Origin of the sequence: Desulfosarcina sp. (assembly GCF_046496365.1) — a bacterium.
Classification (GTDB): Bacteria; Desulfobacterota; Desulfobacteria; order Desulfobacterales; family Desulfosarcinaceae; genus Desulfosarcina.
The window spans coordinates 1-22,818 of record NZ_JAWOHB010000156.1 but is presented as its reverse complement, the minus strand read 5'-3'; the positions used below and the strand labels follow the sequence as shown (position 1 = coordinate 22,818).

The 22,818-nt window shown below is 57.9% G+C and carries 22 protein-coding genes; 10 read left to right on the top strand and 12 right to left on the bottom strand.

The features are described 5' to 3' along the window. Position 1: 1 nt before the first annotated feature. Both pxpB and R6V78_RS15450 read left to right on the top strand, forming a co-directional pair. Positions 2 to 712, top strand: coding sequence for a 5-oxoprolinase subunit PxpB (gene pxpB / locus R6V78_RS15455; RefSeq protein WP_410290273.1), 711 nt, complete (start codon positions 2 to 4; stop codon positions 710 to 712). Beyond that, positions 705 to 1,757 carry a biotin-dependent carboxyltransferase family protein gene (locus R6V78_RS15450; RefSeq protein WP_410290272.1) on the top strand — a complete coding sequence of 351 codons (1,053 nt, stop codon included), beginning with the start codon at positions 705 to 707 and terminating at the stop codon, positions 1,755 to 1,757. The genes pxpB and R6V78_RS15450 overlap by 8 nt, the downstream gene beginning before the upstream one ends. Before the next feature lie 67 nt (positions 1,758 to 1,824). On the opposite strand, the gene R6V78_RS15445 is transcribed toward R6V78_RS15450, so the two are convergent. Beyond that, positions 1,825 to 2,601 (bottom strand): MBL fold metallo-hydrolase, encoded by a 777-nt coding sequence (locus tag R6V78_RS15445; RefSeq protein WP_410290271.1) that lies wholly within the window; start codon positions 2,599 to 2,601, stop codon positions 1,825 to 1,827. A 307-nt stretch (positions 2,602 to 2,908) separates the two neighbouring features. On the opposite strand from R6V78_RS15445, the gene R6V78_RS15440 reads away from it, so the two are divergent. Together R6V78_RS15440 and R6V78_RS15435 are read left to right on the top strand one after the other, a co-directional pair. Beyond that, a complete protein-coding gene (locus R6V78_RS15440) occupies positions 2,909 to 3,796 on the top strand; it encodes a diacylglycerol/lipid kinase family protein (RefSeq protein ID WP_410290270.1) in 888 nt (295 codons plus the stop codon). After that, positions 3,793 to 4,512, top strand: a complete 720-nt coding sequence (locus R6V78_RS15435; protein WP_410290269.1) for a lysophospholipid acyltransferase family protein — start codon at positions 3,793 to 3,795, stop codon at positions 4,510 to 4,512. Before R6V78_RS15440 ends, R6V78_RS15435 begins: the two co-directional genes overlap by 4 nt. A 6-nt stretch (positions 4,513 to 4,518) precedes the next feature. On the opposite strand, the gene R6V78_RS15430 is transcribed toward R6V78_RS15435, so the two are convergent. Genes R6V78_RS15430 through R6V78_RS15420 form a run of 3 tightly spaced genes read right to left on the bottom strand, consistent with a single transcriptional unit; the run spans position 4,519 to position 8,577 of the window. Then, a complete protein-coding gene (locus R6V78_RS15430; RefSeq protein WP_410290268.1) occupies positions 4,519 to 5,826 on the bottom strand; it encodes a tetratricopeptide repeat protein in 1,308 nt (435 codons plus the stop codon). Next, positions 5,826 to 6,872 (bottom strand): polysaccharide deacetylase family protein, encoded by a 1,047-nt coding sequence (locus tag R6V78_RS15425; protein WP_410290267.1) that lies wholly within the window; start codon positions 6,870 to 6,872, stop codon positions 5,826 to 5,828. The genes R6V78_RS15430 and R6V78_RS15425 overlap by 1 nt, the downstream gene beginning before the upstream one ends. Continuing rightward, positions 6,853 to 8,577, bottom strand: a complete 1,725-nt coding sequence (locus tag R6V78_RS15420) for an adenylate/guanylate cyclase domain-containing protein (RefSeq protein WP_410290266.1) — start codon at positions 8,575 to 8,577, stop codon at positions 6,853 to 6,855. The genes R6V78_RS15425 and R6V78_RS15420 overlap by 20 nt, the downstream gene beginning before the upstream one ends. Positions 8,578 to 8,954: 377 nt before the next feature. Between R6V78_RS15420 and R6V78_RS15415 the strand changes: the two genes are divergently transcribed. Then, a complete protein-coding gene (locus tag R6V78_RS15415; RefSeq protein ID WP_410290265.1) occupies positions 8,955 to 9,422 on the top strand; it encodes a cyclic nucleotide-binding/CBS domain-containing protein in 468 nt (155 codons plus the stop codon). Positions 9,423 to 9,459: 37 nt separating this feature from the next. On the opposite strand, the gene R6V78_RS15410 is transcribed toward R6V78_RS15415, so the two are convergent. After that, the gene (locus R6V78_RS15410; protein ID WP_410290264.1) at positions 9,460 to 9,891 is read right to left on the bottom strand and encodes a MaoC family dehydratase; all 432 of its coding nucleotides are present in this window, start codon (positions 9,889 to 9,891) and stop codon (positions 9,460 to 9,462) included. Between the two features lie 158 nt (positions 9,892 to 10,049). Then, positions 10,050 to 10,301: a hypothetical protein gene (locus R6V78_RS15405; protein ID WP_410290263.1), complete on the bottom strand. Its 252-nt coding sequence runs from the start codon at positions 10,299 to 10,301 to the stop codon at positions 10,050 to 10,052. A gap of 220 nt (positions 10,302 to 10,521) precedes the next feature. Here R6V78_RS15405 and R6V78_RS15400 point away from each other — a divergent pair, with 220 nt between their 5' ends. From R6V78_RS15400 to R6V78_RS15385, 4 genes are all read left to right on the top strand, one after another. Then, complete coding sequence (locus R6V78_RS15400) at positions 10,522 to 11,046, top strand: polyhydroxyalkanoate synthesis regulator DNA-binding domain-containing protein (RefSeq protein ID WP_410290262.1); 525 nt, start codon at positions 10,522 to 10,524, stop codon at positions 11,044 to 11,046. A gap of 86 nt (positions 11,047 to 11,132) precedes the next feature. Continuing rightward, the gene (locus tag R6V78_RS15395) at positions 11,133 to 13,283 is read left to right on the top strand and encodes a DUF3141 domain-containing protein (RefSeq protein WP_410290261.1); all 2,151 of its coding nucleotides are present in this window, start codon (positions 11,133 to 11,135) and stop codon (positions 13,281 to 13,283) included. Between the two features lie 132 nt (positions 13,284 to 13,415). Next, on the top strand, positions 13,416 to 14,186 hold the full coding sequence (locus R6V78_RS15390) for an RluA family pseudouridine synthase (RefSeq protein ID WP_410290260.1): 771 nt from the start codon (positions 13,416 to 13,418) through the stop codon (positions 14,184 to 14,186). 48 nt (positions 14,187 to 14,234) lie between these two features. After that, positions 14,235 to 15,320 carry a class I SAM-dependent methyltransferase gene (locus R6V78_RS15385; RefSeq protein WP_410290259.1) on the top strand — a complete coding sequence of 362 codons (1,086 nt, stop codon included), beginning with the start codon at positions 14,235 to 14,237 and terminating at the stop codon, positions 15,318 to 15,320. A gap of 71 nt (positions 15,321 to 15,391) precedes the next feature. On the opposite strand, the gene divK is transcribed toward R6V78_RS15385, so the two are convergent. From divK to R6V78_RS15355, 6 genes are all read right to left on the bottom strand, one after another. Further along, the gene (divK, locus tag R6V78_RS15380) at positions 15,392 to 15,742 is read right to left on the bottom strand and encodes a DVU0259 family response regulator domain-containing protein (protein ID WP_410290258.1); all 351 of its coding nucleotides are present in this window, start codon (positions 15,740 to 15,742) and stop codon (positions 15,392 to 15,394) included. A 74-nt stretch (positions 15,743 to 15,816) separates the two neighbouring features. Further along, positions 15,817 to 16,206, bottom strand: coding sequence for an acidic tetraheme cytochrome c3 TmcA (gene tmcA / locus R6V78_RS15375; RefSeq protein ID WP_410290257.1), 390 nt, complete (start codon positions 16,204 to 16,206; stop codon positions 15,817 to 15,819). A 14-nt stretch (positions 16,207 to 16,220) separates the two neighbouring features. Beyond that, the gene (gene tmcB / locus R6V78_RS15370; RefSeq protein WP_410290256.1) at positions 16,221 to 17,555 is read right to left on the bottom strand and encodes an electron transfer complex ferredoxin TmcB; all 1,335 of its coding nucleotides are present in this window, start codon (positions 17,553 to 17,555) and stop codon (positions 16,221 to 16,223) included. Between the two features lie 70 nt (positions 17,556 to 17,625). After that, entirely contained in the window at positions 17,626 to 18,285 is a 660-nt protein-coding gene (gene tmcC / locus R6V78_RS15365) for a TmcC family electron transfer complex membrane anchor subunit (RefSeq protein WP_410290255.1), read from the bottom strand. Positions 18,286 to 18,294: 9 nt separating this feature from the next. Further along, positions 18,295 to 19,560 (bottom strand): electron transfer complex subunit TmcD, encoded by a 1,266-nt coding sequence (gene tmcD, locus R6V78_RS15360; RefSeq protein ID WP_410290254.1) that lies wholly within the window; start codon positions 19,558 to 19,560, stop codon positions 18,295 to 18,297. 139 nt (positions 19,561 to 19,699) lie between these two features. Then, positions 19,700 to 20,452: a response regulator gene (locus tag R6V78_RS15355; RefSeq protein ID WP_410290253.1), complete on the bottom strand. Its 753-nt coding sequence runs from the start codon at positions 20,450 to 20,452 to the stop codon at positions 19,700 to 19,702. Between the two features lie 273 nt (positions 20,453 to 20,725). Between R6V78_RS15355 and R6V78_RS15350 the strand changes: the two genes are divergently transcribed. Then, positions 20,726 to 22,777: a hypothetical protein gene (locus R6V78_RS15350; protein ID WP_410290252.1), complete on the top strand. Its 2,052-nt coding sequence runs from the start codon at positions 20,726 to 20,728 to the stop codon at positions 22,775 to 22,777. Positions 22,778 to 22,818 lie beyond the last annotated feature (41 nt).

Below are 22,818 nucleotides of genomic sequence, written 5' to 3'. Positions count from 1 at the left end.
CGTGAACCGTCAACGTTTCGATCAACCGAAATTCCGCCTGGCCGGCGACAGGGGCCTGCTGGTGGAGTTTGGCGATGCCATCGCCCCTGCAATCAATCAAACCGTGCGGGCGATGACCTTTGCGCTGGAAATGGCCGCAGTCCCCGGTGTCCGCGAAGTGATCCCCACCTACCGATCTATGGTCGTGGTCTACGATCCCCTGACGACCAATCCTTCTCTCCTCCAGCCCCGGATTCTGTCCCTTTATGGTAAGGTGGCCCGGATTGAGACACCCCCCCCAAAAGAGAGCGTCATTCCGGTCTGTTATGGAGGAGAATACGGGCCGGACATCGCGTTTGTGGCCGCGCATAACCACATCGGTATCGATGATGTCATCCGCCTCCATTCGGAACCCTGCTACCCCATTTACATGCTGGGATTTTCTCCGGGATTCCCTTTCCTGGGAGGGCTTTCGGAGAAACTGCACACCCCCCGGCTGACCTCCCCGCGGACCCGGGTTCCGGCCGGCTCGGTCGGTATTGCCAACAACCAGACCGGGATCTATCCGATCGCCAGCCCGGGAGGCTGGCAGCTCATCGGCCGCTCGCCCGTGCGGCTCTTTGACCCCGAAAGGCCGAACCCCTTTCTCTTGCGTGCAGGCGATACCCTCAGGTTCGAGCCGATCACGCCGGACGAGTACCGGCGACGTGCCGTCGGAGGCCAAGATGACTGACCTTTTCGACGTGCTGTCGCCGGGCGCCTACACGACCGTTCAGGATCTGGGACGATTCGGTTGGCAACGGTTTGGCGTCCCGCCCAGCGGCATGCTGGATGATTTCGCCGGACGAATCGCCAACATGCTGGTGGGAAACCCCGACACGGCGGCGCTGCTTGAGTTGACTTTCTCCGGCCCTACCTTGAGGATCCTCGCTCCGGCGACCATCGCTTTGACAGGCGCGGATATGCCGTTTTCAATCAACGGCGCCCCGGCCGCCGGCTGGTGTGCGGTGCCCGTTCAGCCCGGGGATACGGTGACCGTCGGCATGGCGAAAAGCGGCTGCCGCGGGTATCTGGCGGTCTCGCAAGGCATTGACGTGCCCCTGGTCATGGGCAGCCGTTCCTGCTATGTCGGCGCGGCAATCGGCGGCTTCAAGGGGCGGCCCCTTCAGGCCGGCGATTGCCTGAGGCGGGGTCCCGGGGAGGCCGGCCATACGACGCGCCGGGTGCCGGCGGCGCTTGTTCCGGCTTATCCGCCCGAGATCACCCTGCGGGCGATCCCCGGTCCTCAGGATGATTTCTTCGATCATGGTCTGGATGTTTTTTTCAACGCATGGTTTACCGTGTCGCCCCAGGCAGATCGCATGGGCTGCCGTCTCCAGGGGCCGGTTATCTCTCAGATCGAGGGCATGCCCCAGAGCATCATTTCAGAACCGAGTCTTCCGGGGGGCGTGCAGATACCCCGGGACGGGCAGCCGATCATCCTGCTGAGCGAACAGACGGTCGGGGGATACACCAAAATTGCGACGGTGATTTCCAGCGACATTTGGCGTGTCGCCCAGGCCCTTCCGGGAGACCGCATCCGCTTTGAACGCATCGGCATGGATGCCGCCCATGCGCTTTACCACCGCCAGGCCTCACTTTTGGAACGGATTCGCCACGAAATGAAACTGCCGGAGGCTGAGCAGCGGTCCGGAGGGGTTGCACCCAAGCCTGCGGCCGTTGACTGGGACTCCCCTGAGGTTGTGGATAAACTCATTCATTGCTTGTATCAGACCTAGTGGTTTTCAGGGGCAAGGCGCACCGCCGCCGGCAGGGGGGCAGCCTGAAGCACCAGGCCATGTGCCATCAGTACAGGCGGATCGCTTTCGGATCCAGTCCGGGGTCCGGAAAAAGCGTCAGGGTGACGTCGGCGGCCGCAGTCAGATAGGTGGTTGTTCCGTCTGCCTGCAGACGAAACGGCCGGTCGTGGCCCGGAACGATTTCGACAGCGTGGGCCCTCACCCAGTCATAGTTGTTGAGGGCGGCAGCTTGGGAAAAAAAAGCCGGCGGCGCCATCCGGTTGGCAAATTCCCAGGCATTTTTGACGCCGTCGCCGGCTATCAGAATCTTTTCCCGAGATAGAAAGAGGCCGGCCTGGCCGGGCGTGTGGCCCGGCAGGGCGACCACGCTCACGTCGGGGAAAAGCGCGCTGCCGTCGGGGATCGTCTGGAACCGGTCCTTCAGACTCAAGATCATCGTCGCAGGCACGTAAGGATCCCGGCGTTCCCGGTATTCCCCTTCCAGGACATAGCTCAGTTCGCGTTCGCTCACGAAGATCGGAATGTTTTCGAACAGATCGATGTTCTGGCAGTGATCGTAGTGCAGATGGGAGATGAAAACGGCGTCCAGCGCTTGCGGGTCGAGCGACAGCGCCTGCAGCCGTTCAATCAGCAGGCTGCGATCGCCATAGGAGCCGGTATCGAAAAGAACCCGACGACCTCCGGTATCGATCAGGGCAACCGTTGACCAGCCCAGCGCGCCGCGGTTCGAAGAAACCGGGATGCCCGGTAGGAGGAGGGTGTAGCGCTGGCGTGACCGGTCCGTTGCACCCTTGGCGTCGGTCGGCGTCGGCTGTTTTTGCATGGAGGAATTCCTTTCGTCGGTGGATTGGCCTGGTCAGATGCGAGCAAGCGCTGCGGTTGTATGCACGTTCTTCTCGTTTCTCATCTTTATAAGACCAGTGCCCATGCGTTTGCTTGCTAATCTACCAAAAAACCCCCGGGTTGTCATGGGGATCTCCAACGATTCAGTTCAACGGAGAACAGGGAGAATTAACCCACAATGCCTGAATGGAAAAACCGTATACCAAAAACCATCTTCATAAAGCCAATTGAACCCGACCAGCCGGCGCCGTAGGTCAAAAAACAGAAAGGACCTTTCGCTGCCATCCATGACTATTGCACTGATCGCCAATCCCAGCGCCGGAGGCCGAAAAGGATCCCAAGCCATCCCGAAGGTGGAGGCCCACCTGCGCCGGCATGGTATTGAGTACCGGATTTTCATTACCCAGTACCATGCCCACGCCATGGATATCGCCAGAAAACTGACCCCTGCGAATTACGATGGCGTCGTGTCTTTAGGTGGAGATGGGACCAACTTTCATTTGCTCAACGGCCTTATGCAATATCACGATCCTGCCACGCTGCCTCCGCTGGGCATTATCCCCGTGGGCAGCGGCAACTCCTTTGCCAGGGACCTTGGCATCTGCACCACGGCAGACGGCATTCGGGCGCTGATCAGGGGCCGGACGCGACCAGTGGACGTGTGCAGTTTTACCCAGGATGGGCAGCCCTGGTATTTCGTCAATCTCACCGGATTCGGATTTGTTACCGATGTGGCCCAAACGGCCCACCAATGGAAACGATGCGGCGATTTCAGCTATGTTCTGGGAGTCTTCCGCCGAATGCTGGAATTGCGGTTTCACCGCATGGAGCTGGTAATCGATGGCATGCGAATCGAAGGCGAAAACTGTTTCGTGGAGTTCTGCAACTCCCGGTACACCGGGGGCCGGATGCTCATGGCGCCGGATGCCAAGATCGACGATGGCTGGTTCGATGTGGTGGTTGTGGGGCCGATGAGCCGACGGTCACTGATGGCTACCTTCCCCAGAATTTTTAAGGGGACCCACGGGCAGCATCCGGCGGTCCGTTTTTACCGGGCCAAAACAGCCTCGGTGAAAACCGACCCACCCAAAACCCTGCTGCCGGATGGTGAATGCTTCGGGTCGACACCGACACAGGTCGCTGTAGATCCTCGACGGGTGAGGTACTTCGCTTGAGCGCATTGCGTTCGGCACTGCTGTGGGCCGTGGGTGCGGCTTTTTTTGCGCTTACCTTCGTCGTTCTTTCCATCGGCCTGTTCTTGTTATCCCGGGAACGGGTTTTTAGCCTGGCCCGGCTTCTTTTTTCCATCCAGGCCAAATTAATGGGGATTCGGCTCATGGTAGCCGGTCTGTCGCATCTGGACCGGACGCGGACCTTTCTGATCATGGGCAACCACCAGAGCCTGTTTGACCTGTTCGTCATTCCTGCCGCCATTCCCCTGACCTACGTGGCCGTGGAAGCGGCCTACCACTTTTCCATCCCCTTGTGGGGCAGTCTGGTCACCCGATGGGGGTGCATTCCCATCCATCGCAACAACCTGGAAAAATCCAAGCAGAGTTTGGAGATTGCACGGCAGCGACTGCGCGAAGGAACGTCCATCCTCATCCTGCCCGAGGGCCACCGGACCCTGACCGGAGAGATGGGTGAGTTTAAAAAAGGTCCCTTCCACCTGGCCCGCCAGGCCGGGGTCGATATCCTTCCATTCGCCATCAGCGGACTTTTCGATTACCATTCCAAGGGGGCGTTTCAATTGAATCCCAAACTGGTGCATGTATCCATCGGGCCGGCGATTCCCTATGCGGTGTGCGCCCGAATGATGCCGGAGCAGTTGCGCGCTCATGTTCGCCGCATCATCGCCGATCTTGCCGGATCCTCCGGCACGGATCACTGACGGCGATCAGGGCATCGTCTCGAGTTTTTGCATGAGCCGGTGGGTGTTTGTAATGTTCTCACGGGCTTTTTCGTGCTGCGGGTTGCAGATCAAGGCCATCTCCCATTCGGCGATGGCTGATTTAAGATCTTCGTTGATGAAGTGTTTGACCCCGTTGCGGTAATGAATCTGAGCCATCTCCGCCAATCGGGTGCGGACGGTTTCCTTCAGGGCCATGCTGGCGCCATGACCCGCATCGGTTTTTTCCAGCACCTGCCGGGCCTCCAGAAGACGCTTGTGATCGAGGTGGTCAAGGGCCAGCCGATAGCGTGATTCGGCGGCCAGATCGCGGGCATCGGCATTTCCCGGCGCTTCCTTGAGCAACCTTTCGACCCCGTCGATACTCTGCTGATAATCTCCCTGATCAAAATGCTTCCGGGCCCTTTTGAGGATCAGGGCTGTCTGCTGTTCGAACAAGGCAATCTCTAGCCTTTCCAGCGCCGCGGCCTTGCCCGCGACCCCGTCGGGAATCAAGGCTAAAGACTGTCGTGCGGCTTCCAATTGGTTAGATTCGATTTGGGCCTCAGCCATTTTCAGGCGGATGGTGTGGATCAGTGCCTGGGCGTCGGGGTTGTTTTTTTGGGCCTGTTCGGCCTGGGTCAACGCGCCGTCAAGGTCATTGTCGGCCAAACGTGCCCTGGCTTCGGCCAGTTGATCGGGCGGTTGTTTTTTAATGGCTTGCCTTGGCGGATCTTTTTCCAGTTTGGGCAGAATCAGCAGGGTGCCGGGGATCAGTGCGGCGTCTTCGGGCAGATCGTTGAACCAGGCCACGAGAAAGGCTTTGTCCGCATCACCAAACACTTTTTTGGCGACGGAAGCCGGATGATCACCGGACACCGACTGGTAGACTGCCAGGGGAAAGGGTGAAAAGCGGGTAACAACTTGTTTTAGCGCCGGCTGAAAATCGGGATTAAGACGCAGGGCTGCCAGAAATCGGTTGCGGGCTGCCGGCAGGTTTTTGCTGCCCAGTTGCGCCAAGCCGTCTTGATAGTGCATCTGAACTGCTGCGGTGATTTTTTTTTCGAGGCGGGCTATTTCGCGACGAGCCTCCGTCTGATTGATTTTTATGTGCTGAACCAGCCGCCAGTGATCCAATGCCATGGCAAGGTCGCCTCTTGATTCCAGCTGGCGGGCCCGTGCGCGGATGTCATCGACTTGCGCAGCCGCCCACCAGGGACCGGTGTGTATATATTCCGACACCGAGTCCACCATGCCGGCGCATCCCAAAAGGCAAAAAGCGGCTATACATGCGCAGGCAAGCAGCCGGTGTCTCATCAGTTCAGGTCCGCCGGGATTAAGGTGGTGAGCAAGCTGGCGAATCGCTCCGGGACGACTCCGCCGTCGATGACGGTTCGATGGATCGCAAACCGGTCGGCGAAAAAGGGGTTGTCTCCCGCTGACAGGATGAACGCCGCCGAAAAGCCTAGCTTGGCGGCCATGGCGGCCACCAGGCTGTTGGTGTCGCCGTGCGGATAGGCCAGGAACCGGCAGGGTGCATCCAGGTGCATTTCGATCGTTTTGCGGGCTAGGTGCATTTCGGATTCCACCGCCTTGAAGTAGGCTTCAAGCGGTTCTCCTTGGGAAAGGCGGGTCAATGACTGTCCGCTTCGGCCCCGGCATCCGATGGTAAAGCCATTGGCGTGTAATTCCTGGATACGGTCCCAGGACATGGCCCCTTTGCGGCCTACGCCGGCGGTGGCCACGAACACCGTGGCCGTGAATCCCACCTCTGTCAAGATCGGAATGGCGATCTCATCGAGCGCTGAGGATACGGTGTCGAAGGTGATCAGCACCGACCGGTGGGGCAGTTGGCCGGGAAATTCCATGAAAGCGACCAACTGGTCCGGGGTGATGGCGGTGAAGCCTTCGGATTTCAACCAGCGCATCTGCCGGTTGAATGCCGACCGGGCAACCCGCAGCTTGCGCCCTGATTCCTCGCCGATATCCACATAGGCCAAGACGGGTACACTCTGATAGCCGCCAGGGGTTAGGCCTCCCGGTCGAAACGGGGCCATGGGCACCATGACCGCCCGGCCTGGGGAAACATAATCAACTTCATTATATTCAAGAATCATCCACCCCTTGGAGGCATCGTTCAAATAGCGCCGGGCCATGTCGGCCGGCGCTTCTTCCTGGCGGGGGTTCACGAGGAGGGGCGGCACGGAGGCGGATGCGGCGTTTTTCTGCTGACCACACAGGGCCGGGGGGCGCAGGCCGCAACCAACCAGCAGGGCTGCGCAGACGACGGCAACCCGGAAAACCTTGCACGCGAGCGCAGGCTTCCACGGTCCAGGTAAAAAATCAATCGGTCGATTTGACATGGGCCCGTTGTCTGATGGATGTCACCCGAAAGATTTCCACGGGTGCGTTTTTACCCTTGATGGCGCGGGTGCCGGCCTTTTCAACGCTGATCATTGCATGCAGCTTTTTGTAAACGGCCTCCGTCACCAGAACTTCACCGGGGGTGGCCAGGTCGCTGAGGCGCGACGCCAGGTTGACCGTGTCGCCGATGACCGTATATTCCATTTTTGCCTGGGAGCCGATGTTTCCGGACACAATGGGGCCGGTGTGGATGCCGATACCCACGGACGACAGCAGGGGGTTGGCATGCGCATGTTGCCGGTGCAGCTGATCCATGAGATCCAGGGAGGCCCTCACCGCCCGTTCCACATGATCTTTCCTGAACACCGGCACACCGAATACGCCCAGCACACAGTCACCGATGAATTTGTCCACGTACCCCCCGAAGTCCAATATGGCGCGGGTGGCGATTTCGAAATAGGTGTTGAGCAACTCCACGACCGCCTCGGGTTCCCGCTCTTCCGCATAGGCAGTAAACCCCCGGATATCGGCAAAAAGAATCGTGGCGTCGTTCTTGTGCCCTTTGAGCCACATTTTTTCCGGGTCGGCGATGATCATTTCGAGCACCTCCTCACCCACATATTTTCCGAAGGACTGGCGGGTCAGCGTGTGCCGGAAAAGTTCTTCCCCCATCTGGTTGAAGGCGGTGGCCAGGTTGCCCAACTCGTCTTGCCTGTCGAGCTCCACGCGATAACGGTAGTCTCCCTTGCCGATGGCTTCGGTGGCGGCCACCAGTTGTGAAATCGGCCGGGAAAAACGAATTCCCAAAAAGATGGCAGTGGCCAGGCCGATGGTCATCATCACTAGGGTCATAAACAGGATGGAGCCCTTTTCCCTGTCCACCATCCGTTCGATAAAATCCAGCGAGACGCCCACATGGACGGCCCCCACGATCTTGTCCTGAAAGAGCACTTCCCGGGTCAGGTTCAGGATCTGTTCCCCGGAATCGGCAACGAAAGAAAAATAGGAGATATTGCCCCGGGTTGTCTGCAATGCCGTCGGCCTGGGTGTTGCCAACGCCGTGCCGATCCGATCCACCTCGGTATGAGCCCGGATCAGATCCCGGGTGTCGGTTACCACCGCATAGCGCAGACCTTCGGTCTCGTTGGCCTCCTTGATCAGGGTGTTCAGGCTCAGAATGTCATCGTCGATCAGCGGAATACGGGCGTTGTTGACAAAATAATTGAGGCTTACCGTCCCCAGGGTGACCGTCTGGTCGAAGAGCCGGGCCTTCTGCTTGCTGATGATGAAGATGCTGAACGAGACTGTGGTGACCGTAACGATCAGCAACGCGCCGACGCTAAGCTTGAGCCAGATCGGGATGGCCGGGGCGGGAAGCCGTTCGGCCAGGGGACCGCGTTGACGGCGTATGAGTTCACGGATGTTGTCCGACAGGGATGCAACGGAGATTCTGAAGTTGGAATTTATTGCCTCCACCACGGCAGCTTCGGAGGCTATTCCCAGGTCGGTAATCAATTGTCCCAGGCGGACGGCCTGACCGTCTTCAAGCAGTCGCTGCCGCTGGGCGTCGAGGGCGGTTTGCAGCTGTCTGTCGGTGATAATGCCCCGGTCCACCAGAACCTGGCCCAACTGCATGTCTCCAGGCGAACGGCGTTGGAAAAGCTGCCTGATTCCGGAGACGAGGGTTTTGGGGGGACGTTGCATATACATACCGCCGCATTGGGGGGTCAAGATCCCATGTTGCGTTCAAATCCAGACGGCAGGGGTTTCTTTTAGACGATCCGGTGACCGGTTAACAGCTGCCTGCTTCGTCGCCTCGCCGCTTTTGGTTTTCCCTTGAAGCAATGCGCAATGGGGTGCCATGTGACGCCGATCGGCACTGAATCAGAAAGGACTATAACGGGGTGGGTCGGCCGGTGTCAACACACAGCTAGTCGAGCGTTGACAGACCGTGGCCCCAAGGCTTATCTTAACCAGCATGGTATTGCCGCAGACAGCCCGATCCATGTGCGATTCTCAGTCACCTTCCGACAACCGGCTGAAGCGGTTTCAGGCAACCCCTTCGACAAAGGCGGCGAAAAATGAAGACGGCCAATGATATGATCCAGGAAAAGGGAAGCGATATTCTCTGTGTTCCTGTGGGGACCACTGTTCTGGATGCGCTCAAAAAGATGAACGCGCGTAAGGTGGGAGCGATTCTGGTGACGCGTGACGACAAACCGGTGGGGATCTGGACGGAACGGGATCTGATGCGCAACAGCCTCGAGGGTATATTTGATCCCAAGACTGCCCGCATCGAGGAATACATGACCAGAGATCTCATTTTTGCTCCGCACACCGACAGCGTTTACAACCTCATGGACAAGTTTTTGGGGCTGCGGGTGCGTCACCTGCTCATCGAAAAAGATGGCCAGAGCATCGGCATGGTTTCCAGCGGTGATGTGATGAAGGCCGCCATCCACGCAAAGGACACCGAACTGAAACAGCTCAACGCCATGGTGAGTTGGGACTACTACGAAAACTGGCGCTGGCGGCCCGAATCCAAATAGCGGTACAGACCCCCCAACGATCGACATCCATGCCCGGTCAGACGGTTTTCGGCTGGCGGGGCGGGCTTACCAGCGCCTCGCCATCGAGCACCTTGGTGCCTTCTTGATTGACGCAGGTGGTCTTCAGGCGGACCCGTTTTTTTTCTTCCATTTTTTCGATCACCTCCACCGTGGCGGTCACCGTATCCCCGATTCGCACCGGAGCCAGAAATTCCAGCGTCTGCTTCATGTATACGGTCCCCGGGCCTGGCAGGCGCATGCCGATCACGGCCGATATGAATCCTGCCGACAGCATGCCGTGAGCAATCCGTGTCTTGAAGAAGGTGCCCTGTGCATAGGTTTCATCGATGTGGGCCGGGTTTAAGTCGCCGGTGACGCCGGCAAACAGGTAGATGTCCGCGTCGGTGACTGTTTTTGAGAATCGATCCGAATCCCCGGTTTTAAGCTGGTCGAAAGTTTTACCAATCATGCTGCTTCCCCTTTGCGCGGCGGCCCTCGGCAGGCAGATCAATAAACAGCTGCGCCTGGTTAACTGCTGCGTTGCCTATCCGATCGGCTTGGTCTTGTCATGCCTGCGTCCATGAAGCGCGGCCGTCTGCCTTTCCGAGGGTTTTGGTACGTAGCGGCTTAAACGAAGTCCTCCACTTTTTTAAAGGCCTCGTCGACTGTTTTCTTATACTCCTCCCGACCTTTCTTGAAGGCATCAACCCATTCGCGGATGGCTTTTCTGCCCTCTTCGGGCATCCAGGTCGCCTGGTTGAGCATGGTGTTGGCCAGGGTTTCGGTCTGGTCCTGAACCATGACCATGGCGTTATAAGCATTGTTGAAGGCGCCTTTGTTGAAATCCACCATTTGCCTGAAGATTTGTTTCTGATCCATACTGACTCTCCTTTGGTATGTGATTGGCTGGTCTCGTGTATGGCTTAAATATAGATTGCCACCGGCAGATGTCAATGGGAAATTGTTGCAATGCACAAAAAAATGACTTGCCATTGTAAAATTTCCGAGGCTGTGTATATTTGATTTTAAAAGGATTCGCGGATCAAATTAAAGTGTGGTATATGTTGCAGTGTGTCAAACTTGGAAGGGAAAAGAATTCATGCCTGATCCCATCGTGTTGAAAAAATACAGCAACCGCCGACTATACGATACCCGGAACAGCCGCTATGTTACCCTGGAAGATGTTTCTGCAATGATCCGCGCCGGTGAGCAGGTGCGGATTCAGGACGCCACCAGCGGGGAGGATGTAACCGCTTTTATCCTCACGCAGGTCATTCTTGAAGCGGCCAAGCGCAGAAACAATTTGCTGCCGGTGCCGGTTCTGCACCTGATTATTCAATTCGGGGACAACCTGTTAGGCGATTTTTTTGAAAAATATCTGGAAAAAACCATCCAGAATTACATTGCCACCCGCAAGGCTTTTGACCATCAGTTCGACAAATGGCTCGACCTGGGGGTGGATATGTCCCGACGCATGCCGGAGGTGATGTCCGGAGTATCCTCCGTGGAAGCCATGTTGGAAATATTCGGTGTCCCCAGGCCGCCCACCACAGGCAACAACACGCCTTCGACCCACCTGGAACCACCGGGCAAGGGTGAAAGCGATCCACCAACGAACCGGTGACCCATTTAACCGCCCAATGTGTCGGGTGACCCGTTTGGTGCCATGCGCAAGCACAGCGCAGGCGGTTCCGACACCCCGAGGTGCCCATGCCCGATTTGAATTTTTTCGCTCCCGCTGGTCCGCCCCTGCGCTGGGTAACGGATGCTGTTGAATATGCCGGTGATTATTTCCAGCGGGCTATACTATTTGCCGATGTCATGAGGCGCCGGGGGAACCAGTACCTCGACCATCTCCGACGGGGTCAACCGCCGGTACTGGCTTTTTCCTACGACATTCTGCTTGACGGTCGAACGATCGACCCGCCCACCAATTACTATCTGGCCAGAATACGGGATCGCCGGGCGTCATCCGCATCAGGTCCTCCCCCTGCAGAGGAAAACCGACGGTCAATGCTTGCGGCCTCATGCACCAGTGCAACCCGGCGTCCGGTGATCATCATCGATCCCCGGGCGGGTCACGGTCCGGGGATCGGCGGCGCCAAACAGGATTCCGAAATCGGAATGGCTCTGGATCAGGGTTATCCGGTGTATGTGGTTCTCTTCAGCACCTGGCCGGTCGCAGGGCAGACCCTGGATCATGTTCAGCGGGCGCTGGCCCGGTTTGTCGAGGCGGTCCGGGACCGCCATCCGCAAGCCCGCCGCCCGGCCATCATCGGCAATTGTCAGGCCGGGTGGGCCACCGCACTGTTAGGGGCCATGCGGTCCGATATCACCGGACCCATCGTGTTGAATGGTGCACCGCTGTCCTACTGGGCCGGGGTCAAGGGGACCCATCCCATGCGCTACAAGGGTGGTTTGACAGGCGGTGTTTGGCAGGCCTCGCTATGGGGAGATCTGGGCAACAATTTTTTCGACGGTGCCCATCTGGTGGCCGGTTTCGAGGACCTCAACCCAGCCAATACCTTGTGGGACAAGCAGTACCACCTGTGGACCAGGGTGGATACGGAAGCCGACCGCTACCTGGATTTCGAGCGCTGGTGGAACGGCTATTTCATGCTTACATCCGAAGAGATTCATTTCATCGTGGACCAGTTGTTCGTGGGCAACCGTGCCCAACGGGGGCAACTGGTGATGAACGACCGGCGGGTGGATCTGAAGGCGCTCACGGGTCCCATCATGGTCTTTGCTTCCCGGGGAGACAATATCACCCCCCCCCAGCAGGCCCTCAACTGGATCCCGGCCGTGTGGGGGTCGGTTGACGAAATCCGACGGCGGCGCCAGGTCATTGTTTACATGGTCCACGGTACCATCGGCCATCTGGGTATTTTTGTCTCTGCGGGGGTCTCGCGCAAAGAACACCGTGAAATCATAGCCAGTATTGACCTGATGGACTATCTTTCACCTGGACTTTATGAAATGGTGATCACCGACGAAGCACCAGGCGGCATCCGGCACGTGGATTTCGAAGCGCGGGAGATGGCGGATATTTTGGCCCTTGACGATGGCATTGCTGACGAAAAAGCCTTTTTCGCGGCAGAGACCTTCTCCCGACTTAACGACAGTGCCTACCGGTGGATGGTGCGGCCCTGGGTGAAGACCGGGGTGACCGCGGCCGCGGCCGAAACCCTCCGTCAGCTGCATCCGCTGCGAACGTCGCGTTATGGCTTTTCCGACCTGAACCCGCTGATGTCCACGTTGGGCCACCTTGCAGAAAACGTGAAAGACCAACGGCGTCCCGTCTCGCCGGACAACCCCTTTTTGGCCATGCAACATATCTTTTCCGAAACAGTATCCAAAAGCCTGAATCTGTACCGCGATATTCGCGATCAGGCATTTGAATCCTGGTTTTATGCGGTTTTCGATAATCCGTGGATTCGTGCACTGTCGTCTGATGAATGCAGCCATGGCGATGCTGAAACGTCCGCATTCCGGCCCGACGCGCTGGAACCGATCGACGCGGGGGGGTTCGCCGAAGCGGTGGTCAGGATCATGACCGCCCTGGCCCATGCCGGCGGCGGTACCCGTCGCCGGAAACTTGCTGCATATGACGCCCTGGCCGGCCAGGACATCCGCCTGGCGGATCTTCATGGACCGGCCTTGCGTTCAATGGTCAAAATGCAGTCGAGTCTTATGGCTGCTTCACCGGAAGCCGCTCTTGCCGCCCTGACCTGTCTGCTGCCCAGCCGGGCGGATCGGCAAAAAGCCCTGGCCATCGCTTTTGGGCTGATGGCCAATGAGACCGATGCAGGCCCCCAGCTGGTTCGCATGCGCGATGCCATCGCCGCGGTGCTCACCTGACCAAGGAGGATGTGACATGCCACGAGGTGTCTGCAACTTCTCAAAAGGGTATCTGCCGACGGGCTTGGCCTGCATGGCGTCCAGGGATGTTGCGCAGGCCGGGGCCCGAACGGCCATGGAGCACCTTTTCCGATGAACCCATCCAGCCCGCGGATTGGATCCGCACCCCCGACCTGGATCGATCTCGGCGCGCTCCGGATTGCGCTGGTGGCCTGCGGTACGGGCTGGTTGGTGGTGGAAAAGCCCTGCGGGATGAGCATCCACAACGATCCGGGAGGAGACCTGTGTTCACTGACCCTGACTGCTGTGCGCAAGGGACATCTGCCGGCCGTGGGCCGGAATGTACCCGCCATTCATGCCGTCCATCGCATCGACCGGGACACTAGCGGCCTCGTGCTGCTGGCCGGCGATCCGGAAAAACTGGCTTTTTTCGGTGGGCAGTTCGCCGCCGGGACCGTTGGCAAGCACTACCTGGCCCTGGTTCATGGCCGTCTTGAAGGGCTGCACGGCAGTTCTGACGGGTCTGAATGGGACTGGCCGCTGACCGCTGAGGCCGCCGGGCGGAACGACCCCGCAGGTAAGGGCAAGCGGATGCCTTGCACCACCCGATGGCGGACGCTGGCCCACAGCCTGCATTATTCCCTGGTCGCGTGCGAACCGCTGACCGGCCGAAAACATCAGATCCGGCGGCACGCCAAACTGGCCGGCCATCCGATTGTCGGGGATCGACGCTACGGTTCGGGTCGTGCGCTGGTTTTCCTGCGCCGGCACTCCGACTTCAGTCGACTGGGGTTGCATGCCCATGCCCTGACCCTTTGTCTGCCCGGTGCAGTCGAACCGACCACCTTCATGTCAGGCGGGCTGCCCGATCAGATGCGGCTATTGCTGGAGACGGACCAGTGACCGCCGCCGGTTGTTTTTAAATCCGTCAAGGCGGATAAGAGGCAAAACATGTCTGATGATGCCAACCCCTTTCAGGGAAAAATGGTGGATATCCTCAATTATGGTGCCTTGAACCTGGCCATGGGTATCGGGTACCGCAGCGGGGTTTTCGATGTGCTGGATGACCAAAACCGGCCGTGTACGGTCGATGAAATCTGCAGTGCGGGGGGGCTCAACCGCCGATACATGCAGGAGTGGCTGGGGGTGATGGTCTGTGCAGGCATTGTGGACCTGGTCCGGGGTGATGACGACGAGCCTCGGTTCTTCCTGCCCAAATCCCATGGGGATGTGCTTGCCCGCCGGGCCGGCAGCGCCAATTTAGGAGTTTACACCCAGGAGATACCCCTGCTGACGACTTGTGCCATGGCACGTGTGGTTCAGGGCTTTCAGACTGGTGATGGAATCCCTTATGAACAGTATCCTGACTTTCATGATTTTATGGGGCAACTGGGGGAGGCCAAACACCGTCAGGTGCTGGTGGACGTTTTTTTGCCGTCGGTGGATGGCGGACGGATAGTCAAGGCCCTGCAACGGGGCATCCAGGTCTGCGACCTGGGATGCGCCCAGGGGGTCGCCACCATCCTGATGGCCCAGGCCTTTCCCGCCAGTCGGTTTACCGGCATCGACATCAGCGGTGAAGCGCTTGATACGGCCCGTTTCGACGCCCAGGCCAAGGGATTGACCAATGTCGGGTTCGAACAGCGCGACGCGGCCGGCCTGCGTCATTCCAACGACCTGTCCGGACGATTTGACTACATTACCGCTTTCGATGCGATCCATGACCAGACCCGTCCCCTGGAGGCGCTGCAGGGAATTTATGAAATATTAAAAGACGACGGGGCCTTTTCCATGATCGACATTGCCGCTGAAAGCAGTTTGGACGGCAACCGAAACCACCCCATGGGGGCATTTTTGTATACGGTCAGCCTGATGCACTGTATGCCGGTGGGGCTTGTGGATGACGGTGCCGGTCTGGGGATGATGTGGGGCCGTCAGCTGGCCGAACGGATGCTTGGGCAGGCCGGTTTCAGACGGGTTGCGGTGATGGAAATACCCGACGATGCGTTCAATCTGCACTTTTTCTGCAGAAAATAGCTCCAGATGGAAGGCCTTTACCGCGAACTGGAAATCGATTGTCATCCGTATTCGGTTGCGGTGGCGTCAATTCAACCGATGGTATTTTTCACAATCCCCACCAGCTTTTCCGGATCGAAGGGCTTTTTGACGAAGGCAATGGCGTCCTTGATCGCGTGGTCACCGTCGATGCCGCTGACCACGATGACCGGGGTGTCGCGCAGCTCGTCGTCCTTACGCAACTTTCTGTAGAAACGGGGCCCCCATTCGCCGGGCATCTGCAGGTCCAGGGTGATCAGGTCGGGCTTCTCTTTTTTGACCACATCCAGGCCTTCCATGGTGCTGGAAGCGGTGCATGTCTCGTAGCCGTTGTCGCTGAAAACGGCTTCCAGATATTTCACCACAATAGGGTCGTCATCGATGATGAGAATTTTTTTTGGCATGGAAGAAGGCTCCTAAGCATTGCTTTTTGTATCAATTTCTCGGGGCTGGAATCAGGTCTGTCAATGCGCCGCGGTCACGGTTGTCCTTTCTTGTGGCACTCCCCGCACATGATGGGCCCCTTTTTCAGTTCCTGGTGGCAGCCCTTGCAATGGGTGTGGAATGCCTTGATCAAGGTCGGCCGGTCGTCGGAGCCTTCCAGATCGTGACATTCCGAACAACGCTGGTCTTCCGAGGATTCACCTTCCACCCGCTCGCCGTCTGCGTAGACGTGGTGACATTCGGCGCAGTCGTCAATATCCGCCGCTTCATTGTGTTCGTCATGTACGAACACCGACGGCGTGCGCTGCGGATTGCTGAAGACCGAGTTGTCCACGGCAGTCATGTCGTCCTGGGACCATGCCGAGGTCAGGACGAAAAGGATTCCAATCAGGGATGAAAGGGCCATCCGTGGGACGATTTTCATATTTCCTCCCGGTTTCACACAGGCTTTTCCATTACTTCGTAAATGATATCTCCGAAGAATTTGATTTCCAGGCCGATTTCATAGTGGTGCACGATGTCGTGAAGGCCGCTGTGGCAGTTGTGGCATGGTGCCACAAGGACCTCGGCGCCTTTGGTCTTGGCCCCGAAGAGCTGCTCGGCCTTGACCCGGTTGCCCTCGATGCGCGTCATCTTAAACGGGGGGCCGGTGTTAATCACCCCGCCACCGGCACCACAGCAGTAGTTGTGCTCCCGGTTGGGGTGCATTTCGATCACATTCTCGCACAGGGCATGGGCCACGTAGCGCGCCTTTTCATGCAGCCCACCGCCGCGCACAACGTTGCACGGATCGTGAAGGGTGACCGGCGGTTTGTACTTTTTGGCGATCTTGATACGGCCCGCTTTGATGAGATCGTAATAGAATTCGATGGCGTGGACAATGGTGAAGGGCGGCATGGACCATCCCAGCCAGCGGTTGCCCATGTCGTAGACCGAGCGGAAGGCGTGGCCGCACTCACCCATGACGATCTTTTTCACCTTGAGCCTGGCTGCGGTCTCGAAGTGGGTGCGCTTGATGCGGCCCATGATTTCATTGTCGCCGGTGAACATGGCCATGTCGCTGTTGTCCCAGCCCAAGGAGGCGGGCATGGTCCAGTTAATGCCGGCCACATGCATGATGACAGCCGCCTGGTAAATCAGTTGGGCCTGGAACTTCGGCTCCGGGGCGATGACGCTGTACATGATGTCTGCACCCTCTTTTTCCAGGGGGATGCGCAGGTTGGGGATTTCCGCCTGGGCCTCCTCCTCCTGCCACTGGAGGGTGTCGGGCCATTCATCACCCTTGACCCACATCTGGTTCATGGTTACGGAATGGCTGTGGGCTGTGTCCTGAATGTATAGCGGAGTGACCCCCAGCTTGTGGATGATCCGGCGCACCACGCTCATCAGATAGGCGATGTCGATGCCGAAGGGGCAGTACTGGGCACAACGTTTGCACAAGTTGCATTCGGTGTGGGCGATGATGGCTGCCTGGCGAATGAATTCCGGGCTTACACGCCCCTTTTTCCTTAACATTTCCCAGATGGTCTGTTTAACCTTGCCCACCGGTGAGTAATGGGGGTCGTTGTCGTGGGACAGGTAATAGTGGCAGGCTTCCGAACACAGGCCGCAATGGATGCAGGTTTCCACATAGATTTTTAACCGGGCGCCGGTTTCCGAATCAATGACGCTGTTGATCACCGACTGGATTTTCTCCTCCGTGAGCCGTGAGATGCCGACATCGATTCCTTCGTCGACGACCGGGGTGGCTTCTTTTTTTGACGGTTCGGCCATTTCGAGAACTCCTTTTCAGCAGCCACCGGATTTGAACGCCCCCGGCGGCTGATTGGTTTACACCGCTGCCCTACCAGTCCCTGGCATGCCGAACCTTGCCGAATTCGGAACCCATGTACGCCCGGGTAAAGGGCGAGAAAAGCATGTGGCTGAGACGGGTGAAGGGAATCGCAGCCAGCATGATGTTACCGGCCAGCACGTGCAGGGACATCATCAGTGGATAAGCGAACCACTGATGGTAGGCAATCAGCCCCGTAATAAAAGGAGCCGCCACGATGGCCAGAATCACGAAGTCCGAAGGCGAGGTGACAAATTTTACCTCCGCCTGGGTAAGTCTTCTCACCAGGAAGTAGACGGTTCCCAGGATGACGATTATCGTCATGGCATCGGCGACGGCGTCGGGCAGTGTCCACCAGCTGATTCCGAATGCCTCGTCCCAGAGAACCACGTGGGAGAGCAGAAAGATGGGCGTGACCAGAAGGCAGAGGTGAAAGGCGAAGGTGACGACGGTGAGCACGGGCTGCCGCCGCCAGTTAACGGTGGCAAAAGGGGTAATCCAGTGGATTATTGATCTCAGGCTATAGCGCCAGCTCATATAGGAAAAGATGAATTTTTCTTTGTCGGCTACCAGCTTCAACAGACTGGCAATTCGATAGATACTGCCGCCGAAAAAGAGAATAAAGGCGACCCATGCCAGCGGTCCGCTCACGAAGTTGTAGAAGGTATGCATAAGTTTCTCCTAACCGACGATATCAGCAACCGGCACGATACGCCGCACGTAGTTGCCGGCTTCGAGGGTGCGCAGCAGCAGCTGCGCTCCGTCCGGACTAAAGACCGGCTCCCAGGCGGCGTCACAGGACATGGACCAGACCCGGTTGTTCACCGTGTAGGTGTACTGACCCTCTTTTTCCACCATGGCGGCCACATCTCTGCCGTCCGGGCTGAAGACCGGCTTCCAGGCCATGTCCCAGGCTTGGGACCAAGGGCTGCCGTCCACCACCACCCTAAAGGTCTCCCCATCCTTGGCCAGGGCGGCGATTCGCCTGCTGTCGGGGCTGAAGGTCGCGTCGGTAACCAATGTGGAAAAAGTAGCCGTCCAGGGCACCCCGTCCACAGCCATGGTCCAGCGGCCGTATTTAGGGGCCACGACGGCGGCCAGCCGGCTTCCGTCGGGACTGAACATCTGGTGCCAGAGCTGGACAAAGCGGCGGTCCCAGACAGGTTTGTCATTTTCGGCCAAGGCCCACATTCCCTTTTCCCTAACCGGAGCCACCACGGTTCCGGTGACCGGGTTGAATACCGGTTCCCAGACGGTTGTGTAGCGGGATTGCCACGGTACGCCATCCACGGCGATGGTGTATTCGTAAAGGTTGAGCCGGACTTCAGCCGCCAGGTGCTTTCCATCCGGGCTGATGGCCAGGTTCCAGACATTGACAAAGCGCATGTCCCAAGGTCGGCCGTCCAGGGCGGCAGTGAAGCTGCCCTGCTGGAATTTATGGATTTCTCCCGAGTCCACATCCGCCACCTGAACGGCGCCGGCAGTATGCCGGCCGTCCGGGCTCAGGGCAAAATAGGTCATGTTGGCATAAAATTGCTTCCAGGGTTCCCCATTAAGAACCATGGCATACTTCATATCCTGCTGCACCGCGGCGGCGATATTGGTGCCGTCGGCACTGAAGCGGGGCTCCCAGATGTAGCCGAATTTTTTCTCCCAGGCCACCCCGTCCACGGCCATGGTCCACTCGCCCATTTCCGAAACCAGGGCGGTCAGGCGGCCGTCCGGCGAGAAACGCAGATGCCAGATCTTATCGAATACCGCTTCTCCCCAGGCCTCACCGTTGGCACGGACGGTGAATTCGCCCTCGTCAAGGTTGACAATGGCGGCGACTTTCTCGCCGTCGGGGCTCACATAGGGTTCTTCAACCCATCGGTATTCCTTTTTCCAGGAATCCAGTGGGATCTTTTTTTCACCGCGCTCCCAATCCCAGCTTCGGGCATCGACCATAGTGCCTCCTCGTTGAAACGCTGCTGCGTGGACGACCATGTGCTCACGGACGAATACAAAAAATTTTAATTTTTATACGGATTAGGATTCAAAATCGCAAGTTTGTTTTTAACCATATGCACACAAACACCCGTGATGATCACGACCTTGCATTCTGGCTGACGGCTTTCACTGCGGCCTCCAGCGTATCCATGTAGGGGGCGAGCCGTGTGACGCCCACCATATTGAAGATGGTCTTGAAATTTTCCGACAGGCCGGTAATGCAAAAACGGGTTCCGTCCGATCTGGCTTCGGCGATGAGGCGGGTCAGCAGGGCGATGCCGGTCCCATTGACCGCTGCATGCTCGTCGAACCTGAGCACGATTCCCTTTGCGTCAGCAGCTGATGCCTGGTCCATCAGTGCCATGAGCAGCGCTTTGTGTGCGCCGGACAAGGTGCCACGAATCACCAGGATGGCCACATCCGACGAAATATCCATCTGAACGGGAACGATACCCCGCTGATCGTTCAGCAGACGTGCTTCCGCGCGTTTGAGGGCGGCATCGAGCGCGCTGCGCCGGATGGGTTTGGTAATAAAGTCGGTGGCTTCGAGGTTCAGGGCGCGAACCGCGTGGTCCATGTCACCGTGGCCGGTTATGACGATGACCTCTGTTGCCGGGGCCTCCCGCTTGATTGTTTTCAGCACCTCGAACCCGTTCATACCGGGCATTTTAATGTCAGTGAAAACGATGTCCGGGTGGTGTTTTCCAAGCAGTTGAAGCCCTGCTGCGCCATTTTCGGCGGTCATTGCGGTATATCCATAAGCATTCAGAAACAGACGGAACATGGTCAAGGTGGCTGCTTCGTCGTCGATGACCAGAACCGTTTTTATCGTGTTTCTTGCAAAGGTCATTGTTCGGGGCGGCGTTGGGATTAAATGGATTTTTGATCCGGCGTCACTGATCGTAGACAGGGTAATGATACCTGAAACAAGTATAATTGCAACGATTTCCTTGATGGTGAGAATCCTAGGAATCGCGGTCGTCGTCGGCGTCTCTGTTTTTCCGCATTCGGGCTCATGGTGTTTGCACCGGGTATGCCATGTGTTGTATATCCATGTCGTGGACGTATGCATCTAATACCGCCCGTTTGATCTTCAGGCAACCTGATTGAAAAACTGAGCGCCATGGCTGACCCTCGTACCCATTCCAAAATTGTTCCGCCGGACCTTTCCCGGATCATTTCCCGGTCTCGTCTGATTCAGCGCGTCTCCGCTGCGGGTGCCGTGCCAGTCATCCTGATCACTGGCCAGGCAGCCCAGGGAAAGACGACGCTGGCGGCAGAGATTGTCCGCCTCGACGGTCCGGTTGGTGCGTGGATGCACCTGGATCCCTCGGACGACGACCCGGTCAATTTTTTCCACTTGCTGGTCCATGCCATCAACGCGGCCCAACCAGGACTGGATGTCTCCCCATTTCTGAAAAACCCGGCTATCACGTTCGGGCCGGAATCGAGTCCCGCCCGTATTGCCGAACGGGTCGGGGTATTTCTGCAAACGGTTATTGCCAAGGCTCCGGTTCGTCTGGTGATTGACGGGCTGGATGATCTGTTCAGCAACCCAGGCAGCCTGGCAGTCATCGATATCATGCGCAAGGTTATTTTTCCACCCAGCCGCCTGTTGATGGTGTCTCGTGAGATTCCGCCACTGACCCTTGACGCGCTGCAAATGCGACATGAACTGCTGGTTTTGGACAACGATGATCTGGCCTTTACCACCGATGAGATTTTCCGTTTTTTCCTTGACCTGCATGGTCTGCATCTGGCTCCGCCCCAGTTGACCAGAATTCACGAGATCACCGATGGATGGGCTGGTGGACTGGTTCTGGTGTGGGAAGCGTTAAGCCATGTTCCCGAGGACCAGCGCATCGGTTTTATCAACAATGGACTCCCCACTGCCATGCAAGGCAGACGGTCGGCCTATTTTTCCGAAGCGTTTTTTTCGGGCCTGGAGGCGTCCCTGCGACAGTTGCTGATTCGTTCGGCCATATTCGACACAATCAATGCGAAGCTGATTGCCTGCTACCTGGGCGACACCACGGAAGAGGAAATCGACTGCCTTCTGGCCGACCTGGTGCGACGGAATTTATTCATCCACCCCTTTTTCGATCCCAGCACCGGTTGGGGATATCGCTACAACCAGCTTTTCCGTGATTTTCTGCTCGATAAATTCCAAAATTCACTCGACAAGCCGGAGCAGCGGGTCCTTCTCATCAGGGCTGCGGATCTGATCTGGGATGAAGGCAATTTCGAGGGTGCCATTCGTTTATTTCTGCAAGCCCAAAGCTTTGACAAAGCGGCGGCTGGAATAAAAAAAATTGCCATGGGCCTATCCGCTCAGGGCCGTTTTGCCGACCTGGCCGGGTGGATCGACATGCTGCCCGATTCGCTTTTTCAGGACGATGCCTGGCTTTCGTTTTATCGGGCGGCGGGGGATCGCATCAGCGGCGGGCGCAGGAATATAACGGCCTTTTCAAAATTATTGAACCGATTCGCCGCCGAAGGAGATCAGCGGGGTCAACTGATGACACTGGCTTACCTCATCGAGACCGCCATTTTCATAAGCCATCCGGCAGGAGACCTCAAACGCTGGCTCGAATCGGCCTGGAAGCTTATCGAAAGGGTGAGTGGAAACGAATACTACCCATTTGCCAAGGCCGTGCTGTGGATGCAGGTGGCCTTTGGGTACATCTCCGGTGCCGGGGACCTGCAAAAGGGCCTCTCCGCCTGCCGCAACGCCATGCTGCTGGCCGGCACCATCCGGGACGATATTCTTACGGTCAACGCTACCATTATCCACGTTTTCGGGCTTTCCCTTAGCGGCGAATTTTCCGCGGCGGAGAAAGCCCTGGCCACCATCCAGGATCTGGTGGCCGCCGCCTATCCGGAGTACCGCGCACTGCGAAACATCGTTTGCATGAAGCTGGCCTTGTCCAAGGGTGATTTGGAGCTGGCTCAGCGCCTGCTTGATGCCAACCAGGGGGATATAGACCGGTTCGGTCTGCTTTTCCTCTATCCCATACACGTGGATCTGACCGGTCTGCTTCAGATCCAGCAACGGCGTTATGAGGCCCTGGGACGCACCGCCCGCCATCTCAGCGATGTGGCCACCCTGACGGCCAACCCTTTCTACAGCGGACTGGCCTTGCGCCTGCGGGCGCTCAATGCCTATCATCAGTGATCAGCGACACCAACCACATCAGCGTGCACCTGCAGTTCGGC